General features: G+C 66.5%; 18 protein-coding genes and 1 pseudogene. 7 read left to right on the forward strand and 12 right to left on the reverse strand.

What is annotated here, in order from left to right; translation table 11 throughout:
• Window positions 1–43: 43 nt before the first annotated feature.
• The 6 genes from ACWGPT_RS00300 to ACWGPT_RS00325 form a co-directional block, all read right to left on the reverse strand.
• Complete coding sequence (locus ACWGPT_RS00300) at window positions 44–796, reverse strand: ABC transporter substrate-binding protein (RefSeq protein WP_452604075.1); 753 nt, start codon at window positions 794–796, stop codon at window positions 44–46.
• A 102-nt stretch (window positions 797–898) separates the two neighbouring features.
• On the reverse strand, window positions 899–2326 hold the full coding sequence (locus ACWGPT_RS00305) for an aldehyde dehydrogenase family protein (protein ID WP_452603581.1): 1428 nt from the start codon (window positions 2324–2326) through the stop codon (window positions 899–901).
• 76 nt (window positions 2327–2402) lie between these two features.
• Window positions 2403–3017, reverse strand: coding sequence for an alpha/beta hydrolase (locus ACWGPT_RS00310; RefSeq protein ID WP_452603582.1), 615 nt, complete (start codon window positions 3015–3017; stop codon window positions 2403–2405).
• 24 nt (window positions 3018–3041) lie between these two features.
• On the reverse strand, window positions 3042–3974 hold the full coding sequence (locus ACWGPT_RS00315; RefSeq protein ID WP_452603583.1) for a VOC family protein: 933 nt from the start codon (window positions 3972–3974) through the stop codon (window positions 3042–3044).
• Between the two features lie 135 nt (window positions 3975–4109).
• A complete protein-coding gene (gene ung, locus ACWGPT_RS00320) occupies window positions 4110–4799 on the reverse strand; it encodes a uracil-DNA glycosylase (protein WP_452603584.1) in 690 nt (229 codons plus the stop codon).
• Between the two features lie 8 nt (window positions 4800–4807).
• A complete protein-coding gene (locus tag ACWGPT_RS00325) occupies window positions 4808–5203 on the reverse strand; it encodes a VOC family protein (RefSeq protein WP_452603585.1) in 396 nt (131 codons plus the stop codon).
• 201 nt (window positions 5204–5404) lie between these two features.
• Here ACWGPT_RS00325 and ACWGPT_RS00330 point away from each other — a divergent pair, with 201 nt between their 5' ends.
• The gene (locus ACWGPT_RS00330; RefSeq protein ID WP_452603586.1) at window positions 5405–5770 is read left to right on the forward strand and encodes a YbaN family protein; all 366 of its coding nucleotides are present in this window, start codon (window positions 5405–5407) and stop codon (window positions 5768–5770) included.
• Between the two features lie 7 nt (window positions 5771–5777).
• Here ACWGPT_RS00330 and ACWGPT_RS00335 read toward each other — a convergent pair whose 3' ends face one another.
• The 3 genes and pseudogenes from ACWGPT_RS00335 to ACWGPT_RS00345 form a co-directional block, all read right to left on the reverse strand.
• Window positions 5778–6569: a heme ABC transporter ATP-binding protein gene (locus ACWGPT_RS00335; RefSeq protein WP_452603587.1), complete on the reverse strand. Its 792-nt coding sequence runs from the start codon at window positions 6567–6569 to the stop codon at window positions 5778–5780.
• A pseudogene (locus tag ACWGPT_RS00340) lies at window positions 6566–7650 on the reverse strand (FecCD family ABC transporter permease). Before ACWGPT_RS00340 ends, ACWGPT_RS00335 begins: the two are co-directional and overlap by 4 nt.
• Entirely contained in the window at window positions 7650–8537 is an 888-nt protein-coding gene (locus tag ACWGPT_RS00345) for a heme/hemin ABC transporter substrate-binding protein (protein WP_452603588.1), read from the reverse strand. Before ACWGPT_RS00345 ends, ACWGPT_RS00340 begins: the two are co-directional and overlap by 1 nt.
• A 146-nt stretch (window positions 8538–8683) precedes the next feature.
• Here ACWGPT_RS00345 and ACWGPT_RS00350 point away from each other — a divergent pair, with 146 nt between their 5' ends.
• The gene (locus tag ACWGPT_RS00350; RefSeq protein ID WP_452603589.1) at window positions 8684–9031 is read left to right on the forward strand and encodes an antibiotic biosynthesis monooxygenase family protein; all 348 of its coding nucleotides are present in this window, start codon (window positions 8684–8686) and stop codon (window positions 9029–9031) included.
• 7 nt (window positions 9032–9038) lie between these two features.
• Window positions 9039–9563, forward strand: a complete 525-nt coding sequence (gene hutX, locus ACWGPT_RS00355) for a heme utilization cystosolic carrier protein HutX (RefSeq protein WP_452603590.1) — start codon at window positions 9039–9041, stop codon at window positions 9561–9563.
• Window positions 9564–9666: 103 nt separating this feature from the next.
• Here hutX and ACWGPT_RS00360 read toward each other — a convergent pair whose 3' ends face one another.
• A complete protein-coding gene (locus tag ACWGPT_RS00360) occupies window positions 9667–9897 on the reverse strand; it encodes a hypothetical protein (protein WP_452603591.1) in 231 nt (76 codons plus the stop codon).
• Between the two features lie 198 nt (window positions 9898–10095).
• Window positions 10096–10281 carry a DUF3008 family protein gene (locus ACWGPT_RS00365; protein WP_452603592.1) on the reverse strand — a complete coding sequence of 62 codons (186 nt, stop codon included), beginning with the start codon at window positions 10279–10281 and terminating at the stop codon, window positions 10096–10098.
• Between the two features lie 139 nt (window positions 10282–10420).
• Between ACWGPT_RS00365 and ACWGPT_RS00370 the strand changes: the two genes are divergently transcribed.
• The 4 genes from ACWGPT_RS00370 (at window position 10421) to ACWGPT_RS00385 (ending at window position 12566) form a co-directional block, all read left to right on the forward strand.
• On the forward strand, window positions 10421–10693 hold the full coding sequence (locus ACWGPT_RS00370; protein WP_452603593.1) for a hypothetical protein: 273 nt from the start codon (window positions 10421–10423) through the stop codon (window positions 10691–10693).
• Between the two features lie 80 nt (window positions 10694–10773).
• The gene (locus tag ACWGPT_RS00375) at window positions 10774–11574 is read left to right on the forward strand and encodes a nucleotidyltransferase family protein (protein ID WP_452604076.1); all 801 of its coding nucleotides are present in this window, start codon (window positions 10774–10776) and stop codon (window positions 11572–11574) included.
• Between the two features lie 83 nt (window positions 11575–11657).
• Entirely contained in the window at window positions 11658–12344 is a 687-nt protein-coding gene (locus tag ACWGPT_RS00380) for a metallophosphoesterase family protein (RefSeq protein WP_452604077.1), read from the forward strand.
• 48 nt (window positions 12345–12392) lie between these two features.
• Window positions 12393–12566 (forward strand): hypothetical protein, encoded by a 174-nt coding sequence (locus ACWGPT_RS00385; protein WP_452603594.1) that lies wholly within the window; start codon window positions 12393–12395, stop codon window positions 12564–12566.
• A gap of 36 nt (window positions 12567–12602) precedes the next feature.
• On the opposite strand, the gene lpdA is transcribed toward ACWGPT_RS00385, so the two are convergent.
• Window positions 12603–13997 (reverse strand): dihydrolipoyl dehydrogenase, encoded by a 1395-nt coding sequence (gene lpdA / locus ACWGPT_RS00390; RefSeq protein ID WP_452603595.1) that lies wholly within the window; start codon window positions 13995–13997, stop codon window positions 12603–12605.

Genomic DNA, 13997 nt, shown 5'->3' on the forward strand with positions numbered 1-13997 from the left:
CATCCCGTTTCCGGGCCTTTCGGGTGCCCCGATCAGCAGGGGATCAATAGATGTCGAACGGGAAGTACTTGGCGACGATCTTTCCGTAGGTGCCGTCGGCGACGATCGCCTGGATCGCGGCGTTGAAGCGCTGCTTCAGGTCGTCCTCACCCTTGCGGATGCCGATGCCTGCCTCGGTCTCGGTGCCCGGCACGTCTCCCACCATGACGCAGCAATCCTTGCCGTCGCCGTTCAGCCAGTCGGCGACCACGAACTTGTCGGAGATCAGGGCGTCGATCCGGCCGTTCTGCAGGTCGGCCGCCGCCTCCTCCTGCGTCGGGTAGAGCTTCACCTCGATGCCCGCCTTCTCGTAGACGTCCGTGGCGTAGTTCGCCTGCGTGGTGGAGGCCTGGGCCCCGACCACCTTGCCCTTCAGCTCCTCGGCCGAGACGCCCTTCACCTCGCCGTCCTTCGGCGCGATCACCGCAAGCGGGGTCGTATAGTACTTCTCGGTGAAATCGATCTGCTGCTTGCGTTCCTCGGTAATGCTCATCGACGCGACGATGGCGTCGTACTTGTCGGCCATCAGCCCCGGGATGATGCCGTCCCAGTCCTGAGCGACGATGGTGCATTTCGCCTTCATCTCCTCGCAGAGCGCATTGGCGATATCGACGTCGAAGCCCTTCAGCGAGCCGTCCGCGTCCGTATAGTTGAAGGGCGGATAGGCGCCCTCGGTGGCGATGCGGATTTCCGCCTCCTGCGCGAGGGCAGCGGACGAGAAGGCGACGGTCATGGCGAAGACCGTCGATGCGAGCAGCTTGTTTTTCATGTGTTCCATCCTCTTTGGCGGCCACGGGGCCATCGGCAGCTTAGAGGAATATCCGGCGCGCTGGAAAGGGGGCGGCTCCGCGCCCTTCCCTCACCCGCCGTAACCGACGATGCCCTTGATCTCGAGGAAGTCGTGAATGCCCCAGTCGGCATACTCGCGGCCGTTTCCGGACTGCTTGTAGCCACCGAACGGCGCCCGCGTATCCCAGTCCGGATAGTTGATGTAGACCGAGCCGGCTCGCAGCCGCGCCGCAACCTCGCGCGCGTGCTCGAGGTTGCCCGACTGCACGTAGGCGGCAAGCCCGTAGACCGTGTCGTTGGCGATCGCGACCGCCTCGTCCTCGCCGTCATAGGGCAGAATCGACAGGACCGGGCCGAAGATCTCCTCGCGGGCGATGGTCATGTCGTTGGTGACGTCGCCGAAGACGGTCGGCCGTACGTAATAGCCCCGGTTGAGCCCCTCCGGACGTCCGGGCCCGCCCGTCACCAGCGTCGCGCCCTCCTTGATGCCGGCCTCGATCAGCCGCTGGATCTTGGCGTATTGCTGCTCGCTGACGACCGGGCCGAGATCCGTCCCGGCGGCCCGCGGATCGCCCACCTTCAGGGCTTCCGCCGCGACCCTTGCAATGCCGAGCGCCTCGTCGTGACGGTCGCGCGGCACCAGCATGCGGGTCGGCGCATCGCAGGACTGGCCGGAATTGCCGAAGCAGGAAACCACCCCTTCCGACACCGCTCTCTGCAGTTCCGCGTCGGGAAGGATGATGTTTGCCGACTTGCCGCCGAGTTCCTGGGCCACGCGCTTGACGGTGTCGGCGGCGGCCTTGGCGACGATGACGCCGGCCCGCGTCGAACCGGTGAACGAGACCATGTCGACGCCGGGATGGCCGGCCATGACCTGGCCGACGTCCGGCCCGGTTCCGTTGACGAGGTTGAAGACGCCGGCGGGGGTGCCAGCCGCCTCCATGACCTCCGCGAAGATGATGCCGCTGACCGGCGCGATCTCCGACGGCTTCAGCACCATGGTGCAGCCGGCGGCAATCGCCGGCGCCACCTTGCAGACGATCTGGTTGAGCGGCCAGTTCCAGGGGGTGATGAGCGCGCAGACCCCGACCGGCTCGCGCACCACCATGGTCGTGCCGCGCCGTTCAGTGAAGACGAAATCCTCCAGCGCCTCGATGGTGGCGATCAGGTGCGCCTTGCCGGCGGCCGCCTGGCTGTCGCGGGCAAAGGCGAGCGGCGCGCCCATTTCCCGGCTCACCGCCTGAGCGATCTCCTCGTAGCGCGCCTCGTATGCGGCAAGGATGCGGCGCAGAAGCGCCAGCCGCTCGTCCTTCGACCAGAGCGAGAATGCGGGGAATGCCGCCCTCGCCGCGAGAACCGCCCGATCGACGTCCTCCGCCGAACCGAGCGCGATCTGCGTGAAGGCTTCCTCGGTGGCGGGATCGATGACGTCGAGGGCGACCGGAACTGCCGGTTCGACCCAGCGTCCGTCGATGAGGAACTTGAGGTGATGGCTCATGGGCGAGGCTCCGCTGCGGAAGGCCGGCTCACTATCGTGCAAGCCCGATCCTCCCGCAAGCGGGGCATTCGCGCGACTAGCCCCTGTAGGGAGCCAGGAAGCGCTTTGCGGCCTCGATCTCGCTTGCCCGGATCTCATGTCCTCCGGGATGCCAGTCGAGCTGGACCTCGTCGCCCGACCGGCGGAAATAGTCGGCAAGCGACTGCGTCAGTTCAACCGAGGCTATCGGATCGCGTTCGCCGGCCGTGATGAGCACCCGGCCGCTCGCCTTTTCCGTCCGCTCCCGTGGCTCGAAGGGAATGAGCGGATGCATGAGCACGGCCGCTTCGAACAGGCCCGGCTTGTTGATCAGCATGCTCGCAAGGATGTTGGCGCCGTTGGAAAAGCCGAGCCCGAGGATCGGGCCTGCCTTGTAGTGCTCGCGGTTGGCGGCCACGAACTCGCTCATCCGGTTCGTTGCCCGCGAAAGGTCCTCGCAGTCGTAGACGCCTTCGGCCTTGCGGCGGAAGAAGCGTGCAGCGCCGTGCTCGGAGATGTCGCCGCGCGGGGAAATGATCGTCGCCTCGGGCAGAAGCTGGCCGCCGAACTCGAAGAACTGGTTCTCGTCGCCGCCCGTCCCGTGGAAGACGAAGAGGATCGGGGCCCCCGCTGCACCGGCACGCGCCCGATGTACGTAACTGTCATGACTCATGTCTTACTCCTTGCGCCAGACGACCTATGCGTCCAGCGGTTCAAGATGTTCCTCGAGCATCGACCGGAGATGCGCATGCTGCGTCGGCAGCTTCAGCGCCTCGCCGAGATGCGCGGTGTCCTCGTCGCGATCGAACCCCGGTTCGTTGGTGGCGATCTCGAAAAGCACGCCGCCCGGCGTGCGGAAGTAGATCGCCCAGAAATAGTCGCGGTCGATGACGGGCGTGACGTTGTAGCCGGTATCCATCAGCGCCTTGCGGACTTCGAGCTGCTTCTCGCGGTTCTCGACCGCGAAGGCGATGTGGTGGACCGATCCGGCCCCGAGGCGCGCACCGTTGATGTTCGGCATCGTCTCGATATCGATGACGTCGGCGCCGTTTCCGCCGGGGATGCCGAGTCGGGTGACGCCGTCCTCCGTATCGATCGGCTGATAGCCCATGAACTTCAGGAGCTCGGTCGTCGCTCCCTCGTCGCGCAGGCGAAGCGAGGCGGAGTGGAAGCCGCGGATCGCATGATCCTCACCGACGCCGTTGCCGGTCCAGGCCTCTCTCGGATCGTCCCGGACCTCGACCAGCGCAAAGCCGTCGCCGTCGGGCCCGGCGAAATGCAGCCGGTTCTCGCCGAAGGCGCTATCGGTCTTCATGCCCTCGACGCCGGCATCGGCAAGCCGGTCGCTCCAGTAGCCGAGCGAACCTTCCGGCACCGAAAACAACGTCGTGCCGACCTCGCCGGTACCGGGGCGGCCGCGCGCGATATGGGGAAACGGGAAATAGGTCATCACCGAGCCCGGCGTGCCGACCTCGTCGCCGTAATAGAGATGGTAGACGTCGGGGGCGTCGAAATTGACGGTCTTCTTCACCCGGCGCAGTCCGAGCGTATCGGTGAAGAACCGGTTGTTGGTGCGGGCGCTTGCCGCCATCGACGTGACGTGGTGCAGACCCCTGATCTGTCCGAGCATGTTGAAACCCTTTCTGGCTCCCTGAGCCTTCTCTGGGGCTATATTTGTGGATCGGGACGGCGCGTGCATAGAAGTGCTCCACCGAACGGATCGTTCACTTTATGAACGACGACGCTCTGGAACGCGTTCACAAAATCACGAAAGATCCGGCAGCCTCCAGTCGATCGGCTGCCTGCCCCTGGAGACGAGGAAGGCGTTGGCCTGCGAGAAGTGCCGGCTCCCGAAGAAGCCGTTATGGGCCGAAAGCGGGGACGGATGCGGCGCCCGCAGCACCAGATGCCGCGCCCGATCGACAAAGGCCGCCTTCTTCTGGGCATAGGCGCCCCAGAGCATGAAGACGACGCCGTCGCACCGTTCGTTGACCGTCCGGATCACGGCATCGGTGAACCGCTCCCAGCCCTTCCCCTGATGCGAGGCGGCGCGCGCCTCCTCGACGGTGAGGACGCTGTTGAGCAGCAGGACGCCCTGCCTTGCCCAGTGCTCCAGGAAGCCGTGGCGCGCCGGCTCGATGCCCAGATCGCTCTTCAGTTCCTTGTAGATGTTGACGAGAGACGGCGGGATGCGCACGCCCGGCTGGACGGAGAAGCACAGGCCGTGCGCCTGGCCGGGCCCGTGATAGGGATCCTGCCCGAGGATCACCACCTTGACCTCGTCGAGCGGCGTGAGGTCGAGCGCGCGGAAATATTCGCCGCCCTTCGGGAATATGCGCTTGCCCGCCTCCTTTTCGCTGACGAGGAAGCGGCGCAGTTCGCTCATGTACGAGTTGCCGAATTCAGGCTCCAGCGCCTGCCTCCAGCTTTCCTCCAGTCTGATCCCCTCGACCATGACGCCCCCTACCCGAACCGCCCGCCGCGCTGCAGGACCTCGATCTTGTAGCCGTCCGGATCGGTGGCGAAGAAGAAGCGTGCGAACGGCTTTCCGTCCCGCGGCATGTCGACGAGCTTGCCGATGGTGAAGCCGAGTTCGCCGAACCGGCGGTGCTCCGCCTCCACATCCTCGACCGCGACCGCGAGATGCCCGTAGCCGTCACCGAGCACGTAGGGCTCCTGGCGCCCGGCATTGACCGTCAGCTCGAGTTCGAAGCCGGTTTCCGGATTGGAGAGATAGATGAGGGTGAAGCCGTCGAACGGGATGCGCTCCGCAACCGTGAGGCCGAACGCCCGCTGGTAGAAATCGACGGACCGCTGCTCGTCCAGCACCCGGATCATCGAATGGATCATCTTCGCCACGTCGTGTAACTCCTTTTCATGCATTGCAGCGCTTTATCGGAAATCCCGATCCGCTTGCCAATCACGGCGTTGGCGAATTCACATCAAGCTTGCAACGGAAAGGCCGATTGAAATAGGCGGAAGGGATGATCATATGGCGCTCTGCCCCGCGCCGGCGCCGCCTGGCACCAAGGGCAGCGGGATGGACCGGAGAGGGTCTTCATGCGCATTGTCTACCTCAGTCTCGGATGGCTTCTTCTGGTGATCGGCATCATCGGCGCCTTCATGCCGATCCTGCCGACGACGCCCTTCCTGATCATGGCGGTCGCCTGCTTTGCCCGATCCTCTCCGCGCCTGGAGGCATGGCTTCTTGACCACCCGCGGTTCGGCCGGCCGCTGCGCGACTGGCGCGAACGGGGCGCGATCCCCCGCAAGGCGAAGATCGCCGCCGTGGTGATGATGTCGATCAGCTACGCATTCTTCTGGTTCGGCACGTCGCCGCCGGGCCTGCGCGCGGCCTTCGTCGCCGCGATAATGATCCTGCCGGCGATCTACGTCGTGACGCGGCCGGAACCGCCGTCCGCCTGAGAGGGCGTCAGGCGTCCGCGCGGTGGCGTGCCTGCGGCAGGACGAAGGGAATATGCTCGGCGGGAAGCCGCCCCACCGCTCCGGCAATGCCGTAGACCTTGCCGATCGTGGCATCGGAGACGGTATCGAGGCACGTGCCCTGCGACACCACCCTGCCCCTGTCGAGCACCAGAAGGTGATCGGCAAATTCCGCGGCAAGGTTGAGGTCGTGCAGGATGGCCAGCACAATGCCGCCGGCAGCGGCGAAATCGCGGGCGACCTCCAGCACGGAAATCTGGTGGCCGAGGTCGAGGCTCGCGGTCGGCTCGTCGAGGAAGAGTGCGCGCGAAACGCCCTGCGCGACCGGGTCCGGAACCTGGGCCAGGGCCCGGGCAAACTGGACCCGCTGCTGTTCGCCACCGGAGAGCGAGGGATAGGGCCGCGGCTCGAAGCCGCGCAGGCCGACGCGCGACAGCGCCTGCCTTGCCTGTTCGGTCGGATTGCGGGCGCCCTGGGCAACTGCTCCCATGCGGACGATTTCAAGCGCGGTGAAGGGGAAGGAAAGCTGCACCGACTGCGGCAGCACGGCCCGCAGGCGCGCAAGCTCTACCGGCTGGTAGCGGCCGATCTCGCGGTCGTGATAGGCGACCTTCCCGCGGTCGGGACGCAGTTCACCGGAAAGGGCCTTCATCAGGGTGGACTTCCCCGCTCCGTTCGGCCCGATGATCACGGTGAAGCTGCCCGGCCGGAGGGTAATCGCGACGTCCGAGAGAAGCGTGCGGCCGCCCCGCGCCACGGTGATGGATTCCGCCGAGATCATGGGGTTTCTCCGAGCCGGATGCCGCCCTTGCCGAGCAGCAGGAAAAGGAAGACCGGGGCGCCGAAGAGCGCCGTGATGACGCCGATCGGCAGTTCCGCCGGTGCCGCGACGGTGCGCGCGACACTGTCGGCGATGAGCAGCAGCGCGCCGCCGCCGAGCGCCGATGCGGGCAGCAGGAAGCGGTGCGACGGACCGGTGACGAGACGCAGGAGATGCGGCACGACGATGCCGACGAAGCCGATCGAGCCGGCGACCGCGACGGTCGAGCCGCAGGCCGCGGCGACCGCCACGATGACGATCCGCTTCAGCCGCTGCACCGGCACGCCCATGTGGAAGGCCGCCGCGTCTCCGAGCACGAGCGCATCGAGGCCGCGCGCCACGAAGGGTATCGTCGCCATGACAAAGAGGATGAAGGGCAGGACCGAGATACCCGGCCGAAGGTCGCGCCGCCGAGCGAGCCGAGGCTCCAGAAGGTTATGTCGCGAAGCTGCCGGTCGTCGGCGAGAAAGATCAGCAGGCCCATCACCGCGGCCGCGAGCGCCCCGATGGCGATGCCGGAGAGGATGAGCGCCGTGGTGGACGTCCGTCCGTCGCGCGTCGCGATGACGTAGAGCACCCAGGTGTTCGCCAGTCCGCCGAGAAAGGCCATCAGCGGCAGGAACTGGTTGCCGAAGAGGAGAGCGACGGGCAGGAGGAGCGTCGGGCCGAGCACGATCGCGACGACCGCGGCAAGCGCCGCACCAGACGTGACCCCGACAATGCCCGGATCCGCCAGCGGATTGCGGAACAGGCCTTGCATCATCGCGCCGGAGACGGCAAGGCCCGCCCCGACCAGGAGCCCGAGCGCGGTGCGCGGCAGCCGCACGGCCTCCAGCACCACGATATCCTGCGCCGACAGGCCCTCCCCGCCGAGGAGATAGGCGAAGAGATCGCCAAGCCCGACGCCGGTCGGCCCGCTCGACAGCGAGACCAGCGATGCGGCCACCACCAGCCCGACCAGCACGGCCAGTGTCAGGAACCCGTGCAGCGTCCGGTCACCCTCGATGCGGGAGGTCTTCACCGGAAGGGCCATCTCAGACATCAGTTGCCACCGTCCGGATAGAGCCTCTCCATCACCTCGCGCGCCGCCTCCGGCGTGCGCGGCCCGAAACCGAGCAGCAGCAGGCCGTCCAGCGAGACCAGCGCCTTCGCCTGCGCCGCGGGAGTGGCCTGGAGGGCCGGAAGGGCGAAGACGTCGTTCGCCGTCAGTTCGTGATTGCCGCGGGTCATCACCAGGACCACGTCCGGCCGGGCGGCGATCACCGCCTCGTCCGCCATCGGCTTGTAGCCGGAAATGCCCGGCGCCGCATTGATGCCGCCCGCCATCTCGATGATCGCGGCGGCCTCCGTGTCGGCGCCGCCGGCCATCACCCGGCCGTTGGCGAGCGACAGCACGAAGAGGACGCGTTTGCGCGGGCCGGCGATCTTCGCCACGTCCCCGGCAAGCGCACTCAGCTCGGCCTCCGTCTTTCCGGCGAGCGCCTCGGCTTCCTCGACGAGGCCGACGGCCGCGCCGATGTCACGGATCTTCCGGCCGATCGCCGACCCTTCGGGAGGCGTGGGCACCGTCACCATGGGGATCTTGCTGGCTTCGAGGATCTCGATGACCGGCGGCGGCCCCGCCCCTTCCTCGGCCAGGATCAGGTCGGGCTCCTGCGCGAGGATACCCTCGGCGGAAAGCGCCCGCATGTAGCCGATATCAGGCTTGGCACGCGTCTCGGCCGGATAGGTGCTGGTCGAATCCACCGCGACGATCCGGTCCTGCGCGCCCAGCGCATAGAGCACCTCGGTGATCGTCCCGCCGATGGAGACGATGCGTTGCGCCGACGGGTTCGCCTCGCCGGAAGCGGAAACCGCCGAAGCCGAAACGACCAGCGCTGCCGCAGCCGCGACCAAGCCCGTCCTCAATTTACCGAGATATCCCGTCATGTCTCACCCATAGCCTTGGATTTTGGAGGCCGTCGGTGCCCCCAAGCGATAACTTGAGTTGACTACGCAAGTTTTTTCCGCTTTTCAAGGCGCCGCCCCGCAGATAACTTGAGGGCGAAGTGAAACTTTTGAGAGGGACCTGAAAAATGTACATCGCGATGAACCGATTCCGCGTCGTGCCCGGTCATGAGGAGGCGTTCGAAGCCATCTGGCGCGGACGCGAGGGCCGCCTTGCGGAAATGCCCGGATACATCGAGTTCCACATGCTGAAGGGTCCGAAGTCCGAGGACCACACGCTCTACGCTTCGCACACGGTCTGGGAGAGCTTCGAGCATTTCCAGGCATGGACGAAGTCCGACCAGTTCCGCGCCGCCCATGCCAAGGCCGGCGAGAACCGCGGCAAGGTGGAATACCTGTCCGGCCCGCATTTCGAAGGCTTCGAGGTCATCATCCACGAAGACCGCAGTGGCGCCCGCAAAGCCGATGCCGCGTGAGGACGCCATGAACGCGCTGGCACAGGCCGAAAGCGGCCGCAGGGAACGGGCACTCGCAGCCCTTTCGGAAAAGCCCGACGGGGTCGTGGAGGCGCTTGCCGCCAAGGCCGAGGTCACCCCGGCCGAAATACTCGAACTCCTGCCGCAGGGCGCGGCGGTGATCGCCGCAAGCGAGGCCTTTGCCGACATCTGGTCCGACATGACCGGCTGGGGCGAGGTCCTCTTCATCGTCCATACCGAGGACATCGTGCTGGAGGCCGAAGGCAGCCTGCCGCAGGGCTCGGAAGGCCATGGCTGGTTCAACATCCACGGCGACAGCCCGATCGGCGGCCACATCCGCAAGGACAACTGCGCCTCGATCACCTTCGTCGATCGCCCGTTCCACGGACGCCGCTCCTGCTCCGTCTGGTTCATGAACGCCAAGGGCGCGGCCATGTTCAAGGTGTTCGTCCGCCGCGACGAGCAGCGGGAACTGATCACCGAGCAGCTTGCCAGGTTCGAGGCGCTGCGCGACCGATACGCCGCGGCCTGACCGGCGCCGGAGATCGCGAACATCCGGCGCTGCCGGGTGCTTCGGCCACCTCCGACCACCTGACCCGGCGCCTGCCGCTACGGCACGCGCCGGCCAGGGATGGTCAGATGGCCGGAACCCATTTCCAGAACACCCCTTCCTGTCGTTCGGGGTAATACTTGAACTCGCATTCGAAGCGTCGCCCGTAGGCTTCCGCTGCCTTCAGCGCCTCGTCGCTGACCGGGTTCATCCCGGTCCCCGGCGCGAACCAGTCTTCCAGCAGGTCGTCCGGCACATAGGTCCCCACCCGAAGCGGAAGGGCGGTCAATGTCCTGTCGAGTTCCTCGGGGGGCATGCGATCCTCCGTTCCTGATCCGTCTGCCTCGATCTTCGCGAGGCGCCGCGGCGTCTCGCGCCGGAAAGCATATCCCGGTTTCGTTACACGGCCATTGCGTCCGCGCGGGGGCGGCCACGTTCGGTGACCGCACTTATCCGCCCTAGCGCCTGAGCAACCGGCGGGAAACGTCCGAAGAGATGCGATGGGAGCGCGGCGCTACTTCGCGGCGTGCTCGGGCTTTCCCTTCCGCTTCGTCGATGCCATGTCCTTGAGTTCCTTCTCGCTCATGGATTTCTCCATGCTTTTCGAAGCGCCCTTGAGTTCGCTCTTCTTGGTGTCGCCACGCTTGGCGGAGAGTGCGGCGCCCGCCGCCTTCTGCTGCGCCTTGGATTTTGCAGGCATGTGATCCTCCTTCGGTTTCAGCCCCGCCCTCGAACCTGCGGCGATGCGCTTGGTTCCTGCCCCTCATCGGGTCGTCTCAAGGGAACCAAGCGCATCGCCTCCCGTTGGAAGGCGGCACAGCGATGAAAGGACAAGGGTCATGGACGCCAAGGACACCACGGACAAAACCGCAGCCGAGAAGGATGCCTCCACCCGTGCGGACGAGGAACGGCGCGAACGCCTGGACGAGGCTCTGGACGCCGCAAACGACGAGGGCGCCAATCCCGACGCCGTCCGCGAAGCCTCCAGGCTCGGCACCATCGACGCCTATCTGGTCAAGACGGACCTCGAAGAACTCGACGGCCGCGAGGACATCGAGAACGACGACGGCAGCATCAGTTCGCTGGCGAATGCCGAAAAGCCGGAGCGCTGAGGAGCGCTCCCCCCGTGAACCCTCTGGAGAAAGCCATGGACGCCGACAGTGGAAGGCCTCCGGAACGGGCCCAGCGAGACATGATCCACACGATGCCGCAGATCGAGGTGAAGGCGTCCCCGACCCTCGTCGACGCCGAGGCGGAGGCCTTCGTCGAAGAGGCGCTGGAGGAACTGGCGCGCGCCGACATTCCCTTCCTGCTTGCCGGCACCTATGCGGTGAGTGCCTATACCGGGATTTCCCGCCCGACCAAGGATCTCGACATCTTCTGCCGCGCCGGCGACTACGCCCGCATCCTCGCCCACTTCAAGGCGAAGGGCTATGAGATCGAGGTCGAGGACGACCGCTGGCTCGGCAAGGTCATCCGGGGAAAGCACTTCTTCGACGTCATTTTCGCGGCCTCCAACGGCACGATGCCGATCGGCGACGCGTGGTTCGAGCACGCCCGCCAGATCGAGATGAACGGCCGCCCGGTGCGCATCATCGCGCCGACCGAGCTCATCTGGTCGAAATGCTTCGTACAGCTTCGCCACCGCTATGACGGCGGCGACGTCGTGCACGTCATCCTGCGCGCCCACGACCAGATCGACTGGCAGCGGCTGCTCAACCACATGGAGGTCCACTGGGAGGTGCTCCTCATCCACCTCCTGAATTTCCGATGGATATACCCCACCGAGCGCGACAAGGTTCCCGAATGGCTGATCGACGAACTGCTCGACCGCCTGCAGGCCCAGCGCCAGCTGCCGCTGCCGCAGATGAAGGTATGCCGCGGCCGCATGTTCAGCCGCGTCGACTTCGAGATCGACGTCAAGGAATGGGGCTTTGCGGACGTCGGCGGCGAAGGCGAATGGCGCGAGGGCGTGAACCAGGAACCGGCATAAGGAGGTCTGGCGTGGCAAGGACGGACGAGGACGCAACGGCGAAGAAACAGAAGGCCGGCAACGGCAAGCAGAAGATCGCCGCCATGGGCGACCTGCACGTGAAGGAGAGCGGCGCCGGTTCCTACAAGGACCTGTTCAGCGAGATCTCGCAGGCGGCCGACATTCTCGTCCTGACCGGCGATCTGACCGATCTCGGCAAGCCGAAGGAGGCCGAGCTCCTTGCGGCGGACCTGCGCTCCTGCTCCATCCCGATCGTCGCCGTCCTCGGCAACCACGACTACGAGTGCGGGCATGTCGAGGACGTGAGGTCCATCATCAAGGATGCCGGCGTGCAGCTGCTCGAAGGCAATGCGGTCGAGATCAACGGCGTCGGCTTTGCCGGCGTCAAGGGCTTCGCCGGCGGCTTCGGCCGCTACATGCTGGGCTCCTTCGGCGAGCCCGCCATCAAGGCCATGGTGGCCGAGAGCGTCGAGGAAACCATGCGGCTCGAAAACGCCCTGCGCCAGGTTCGGTCCGAACGGGCAATGGTCGTGCTGCATTACGCGCCGATCCCGGAGACCGTGGTCGGCGAACCCCATGAAATCTACCCCTTCCTCGGCTCCTCGCGCCTGGCGGAAACCATCGACCGCTTTCCCGTCTCTGCCGTCGTCCACGGGCATGCCCATCGCGGTACCTACGAGGGCAGGACGCCCGGCGGCGCGCCCGTCTACAACGTCGCCTCCCACATCGAAAAACCGACCGGACGCCCCTACGCGCTGCTTGAACTCTAGGAACAAGCAGGCCCGCCGGCGGTTCGGCGCAGATGGAAGGAGACTGCCATGTCAGCCCACAAGTCAGACGAGAAGGACCACCCGGAACAGGACCCGGCGGAGGGCTCCCGCGAGGTCATAGACCGCGAACTCGCCCGCCAGGACAGCAAGGACCAGAAGAAGGAAACCGACAAGACGGACCGCGAATCCGGCACCAGGGACAGCCCGGCGCCCGGTCCCTGATCCGGGCCGGCCCGGGCTCGCTGGGCCCCGGTCGGGTCAGATATGCAGGGCGTGGCCCAGTGCCTTGAGCGAGGCCTCCGCGAACGCTTCCGACTGGGCCGGATGGGCGTGGATCGTGCCGGCGACATCCTCCAGCCGCGCTCCCATCTCGAGCGCGAGCGAAAAGGCGGCGGACAGTTCCGAGATGCCCGCTCCGACCGCCTGAATGCCGAGAACCAGGTGGTTGTCCGCGCGCGCCACCACCCGCACGAACCCTTCTTCCGAGGCGAGCGTCATCGCCCGGCCGTTCGCCGTGAACGGAAACTGGCCGATCTTCACCTCGTGGCCGGCCCGCCTTGCCTCCTCCGGGGAAAGGCCGACGGAGACGATTTCCGGATCGGTGAAGCACACCGCCGGGATCGCCACCTTGTCCCAGCTTCGCGGCTTGCCCGCGATGATCTCCGCCACCATCTCCCCCTGCGCCATCGCCCGATGCGCCAGCATCGGCTCTCCCGTCACGTCGCCGATCGCATGGATCCCGCGCATGGAGGTGCGGCACTGGCCGTCGATCCGGATGAAGCGGCCCTCCATGTCGAGTTCCAGCTCCTCGCGACCCCAGCCTTCCGTCACCGGGCGCCGGCCGACGGTGACGAGGATGCGTTCCGCGGCGATCTTCCGCTCGCCGTCGCCGCCCTCCACCACGAGGGCCTCCCCGTCGGGGGAAAGAGACTTGACCGCTGTCTGCGTCAAAACCTCGATGCCGAGTGCCGCGATCCGCCTTGCGACGGGCTGTGTCAGCGCCGCGTCGTAGAGGGGGAGGATGCGCTCCTGCGCCTCGACGACTGTCACCCTTGCGCCGAGCTTCGCAAATGCCGTCCCGAGCTCGAGGCCGATATAGCCGGCGCCGACGACGGCGAGGCTTTCCGGAACCTCCGTCAGCGACAGTGCCTCGGTGGAGGAGATCACGCGGCCGCCGAAGGGCAGCGCCGGCAGTTCCACCGGCGCCGACCCGGTGGCGATCACGACGTTTTCGCAGCGGACCACCTGCAGCCCCGTCTCCGTCTCGACTTCCACCGTCTTGCCGTCGCGAAACCGGGCGCGCCCGGCGAGCGCCTTCACGCCGGCCTTCTTCAGGAGGTTGATCACTCCGAGCGACAGGCGCCCGGTGATGCCGTCCTTCCAGGCCACCGTCCTTGCAAGATCGATGGCGGGATCGGCCACGCGGATCCCCGTGACGTTCCGCCCGGCAGCCATGCCGAGAGCCGTCGCATATTCGTCGGCCGCGTGGATGATGGCCTTGGACGGGATGCAGCCGACATTGAGACAGGTCCCGCCCGCCTTGTTCATTTCGACGATCATCGTGTCGATGCCGAGCTGCCCGGCGCGGATCGCGCAGACATAGCCGCCCGGACCGGCGCCGATGACCAGGAGCTTGCAGGTGATCTCCCTCAT

It is taken from the genome of Pseudorhizobium sp. NPDC055634 (genome assembly GCF_053618655.1).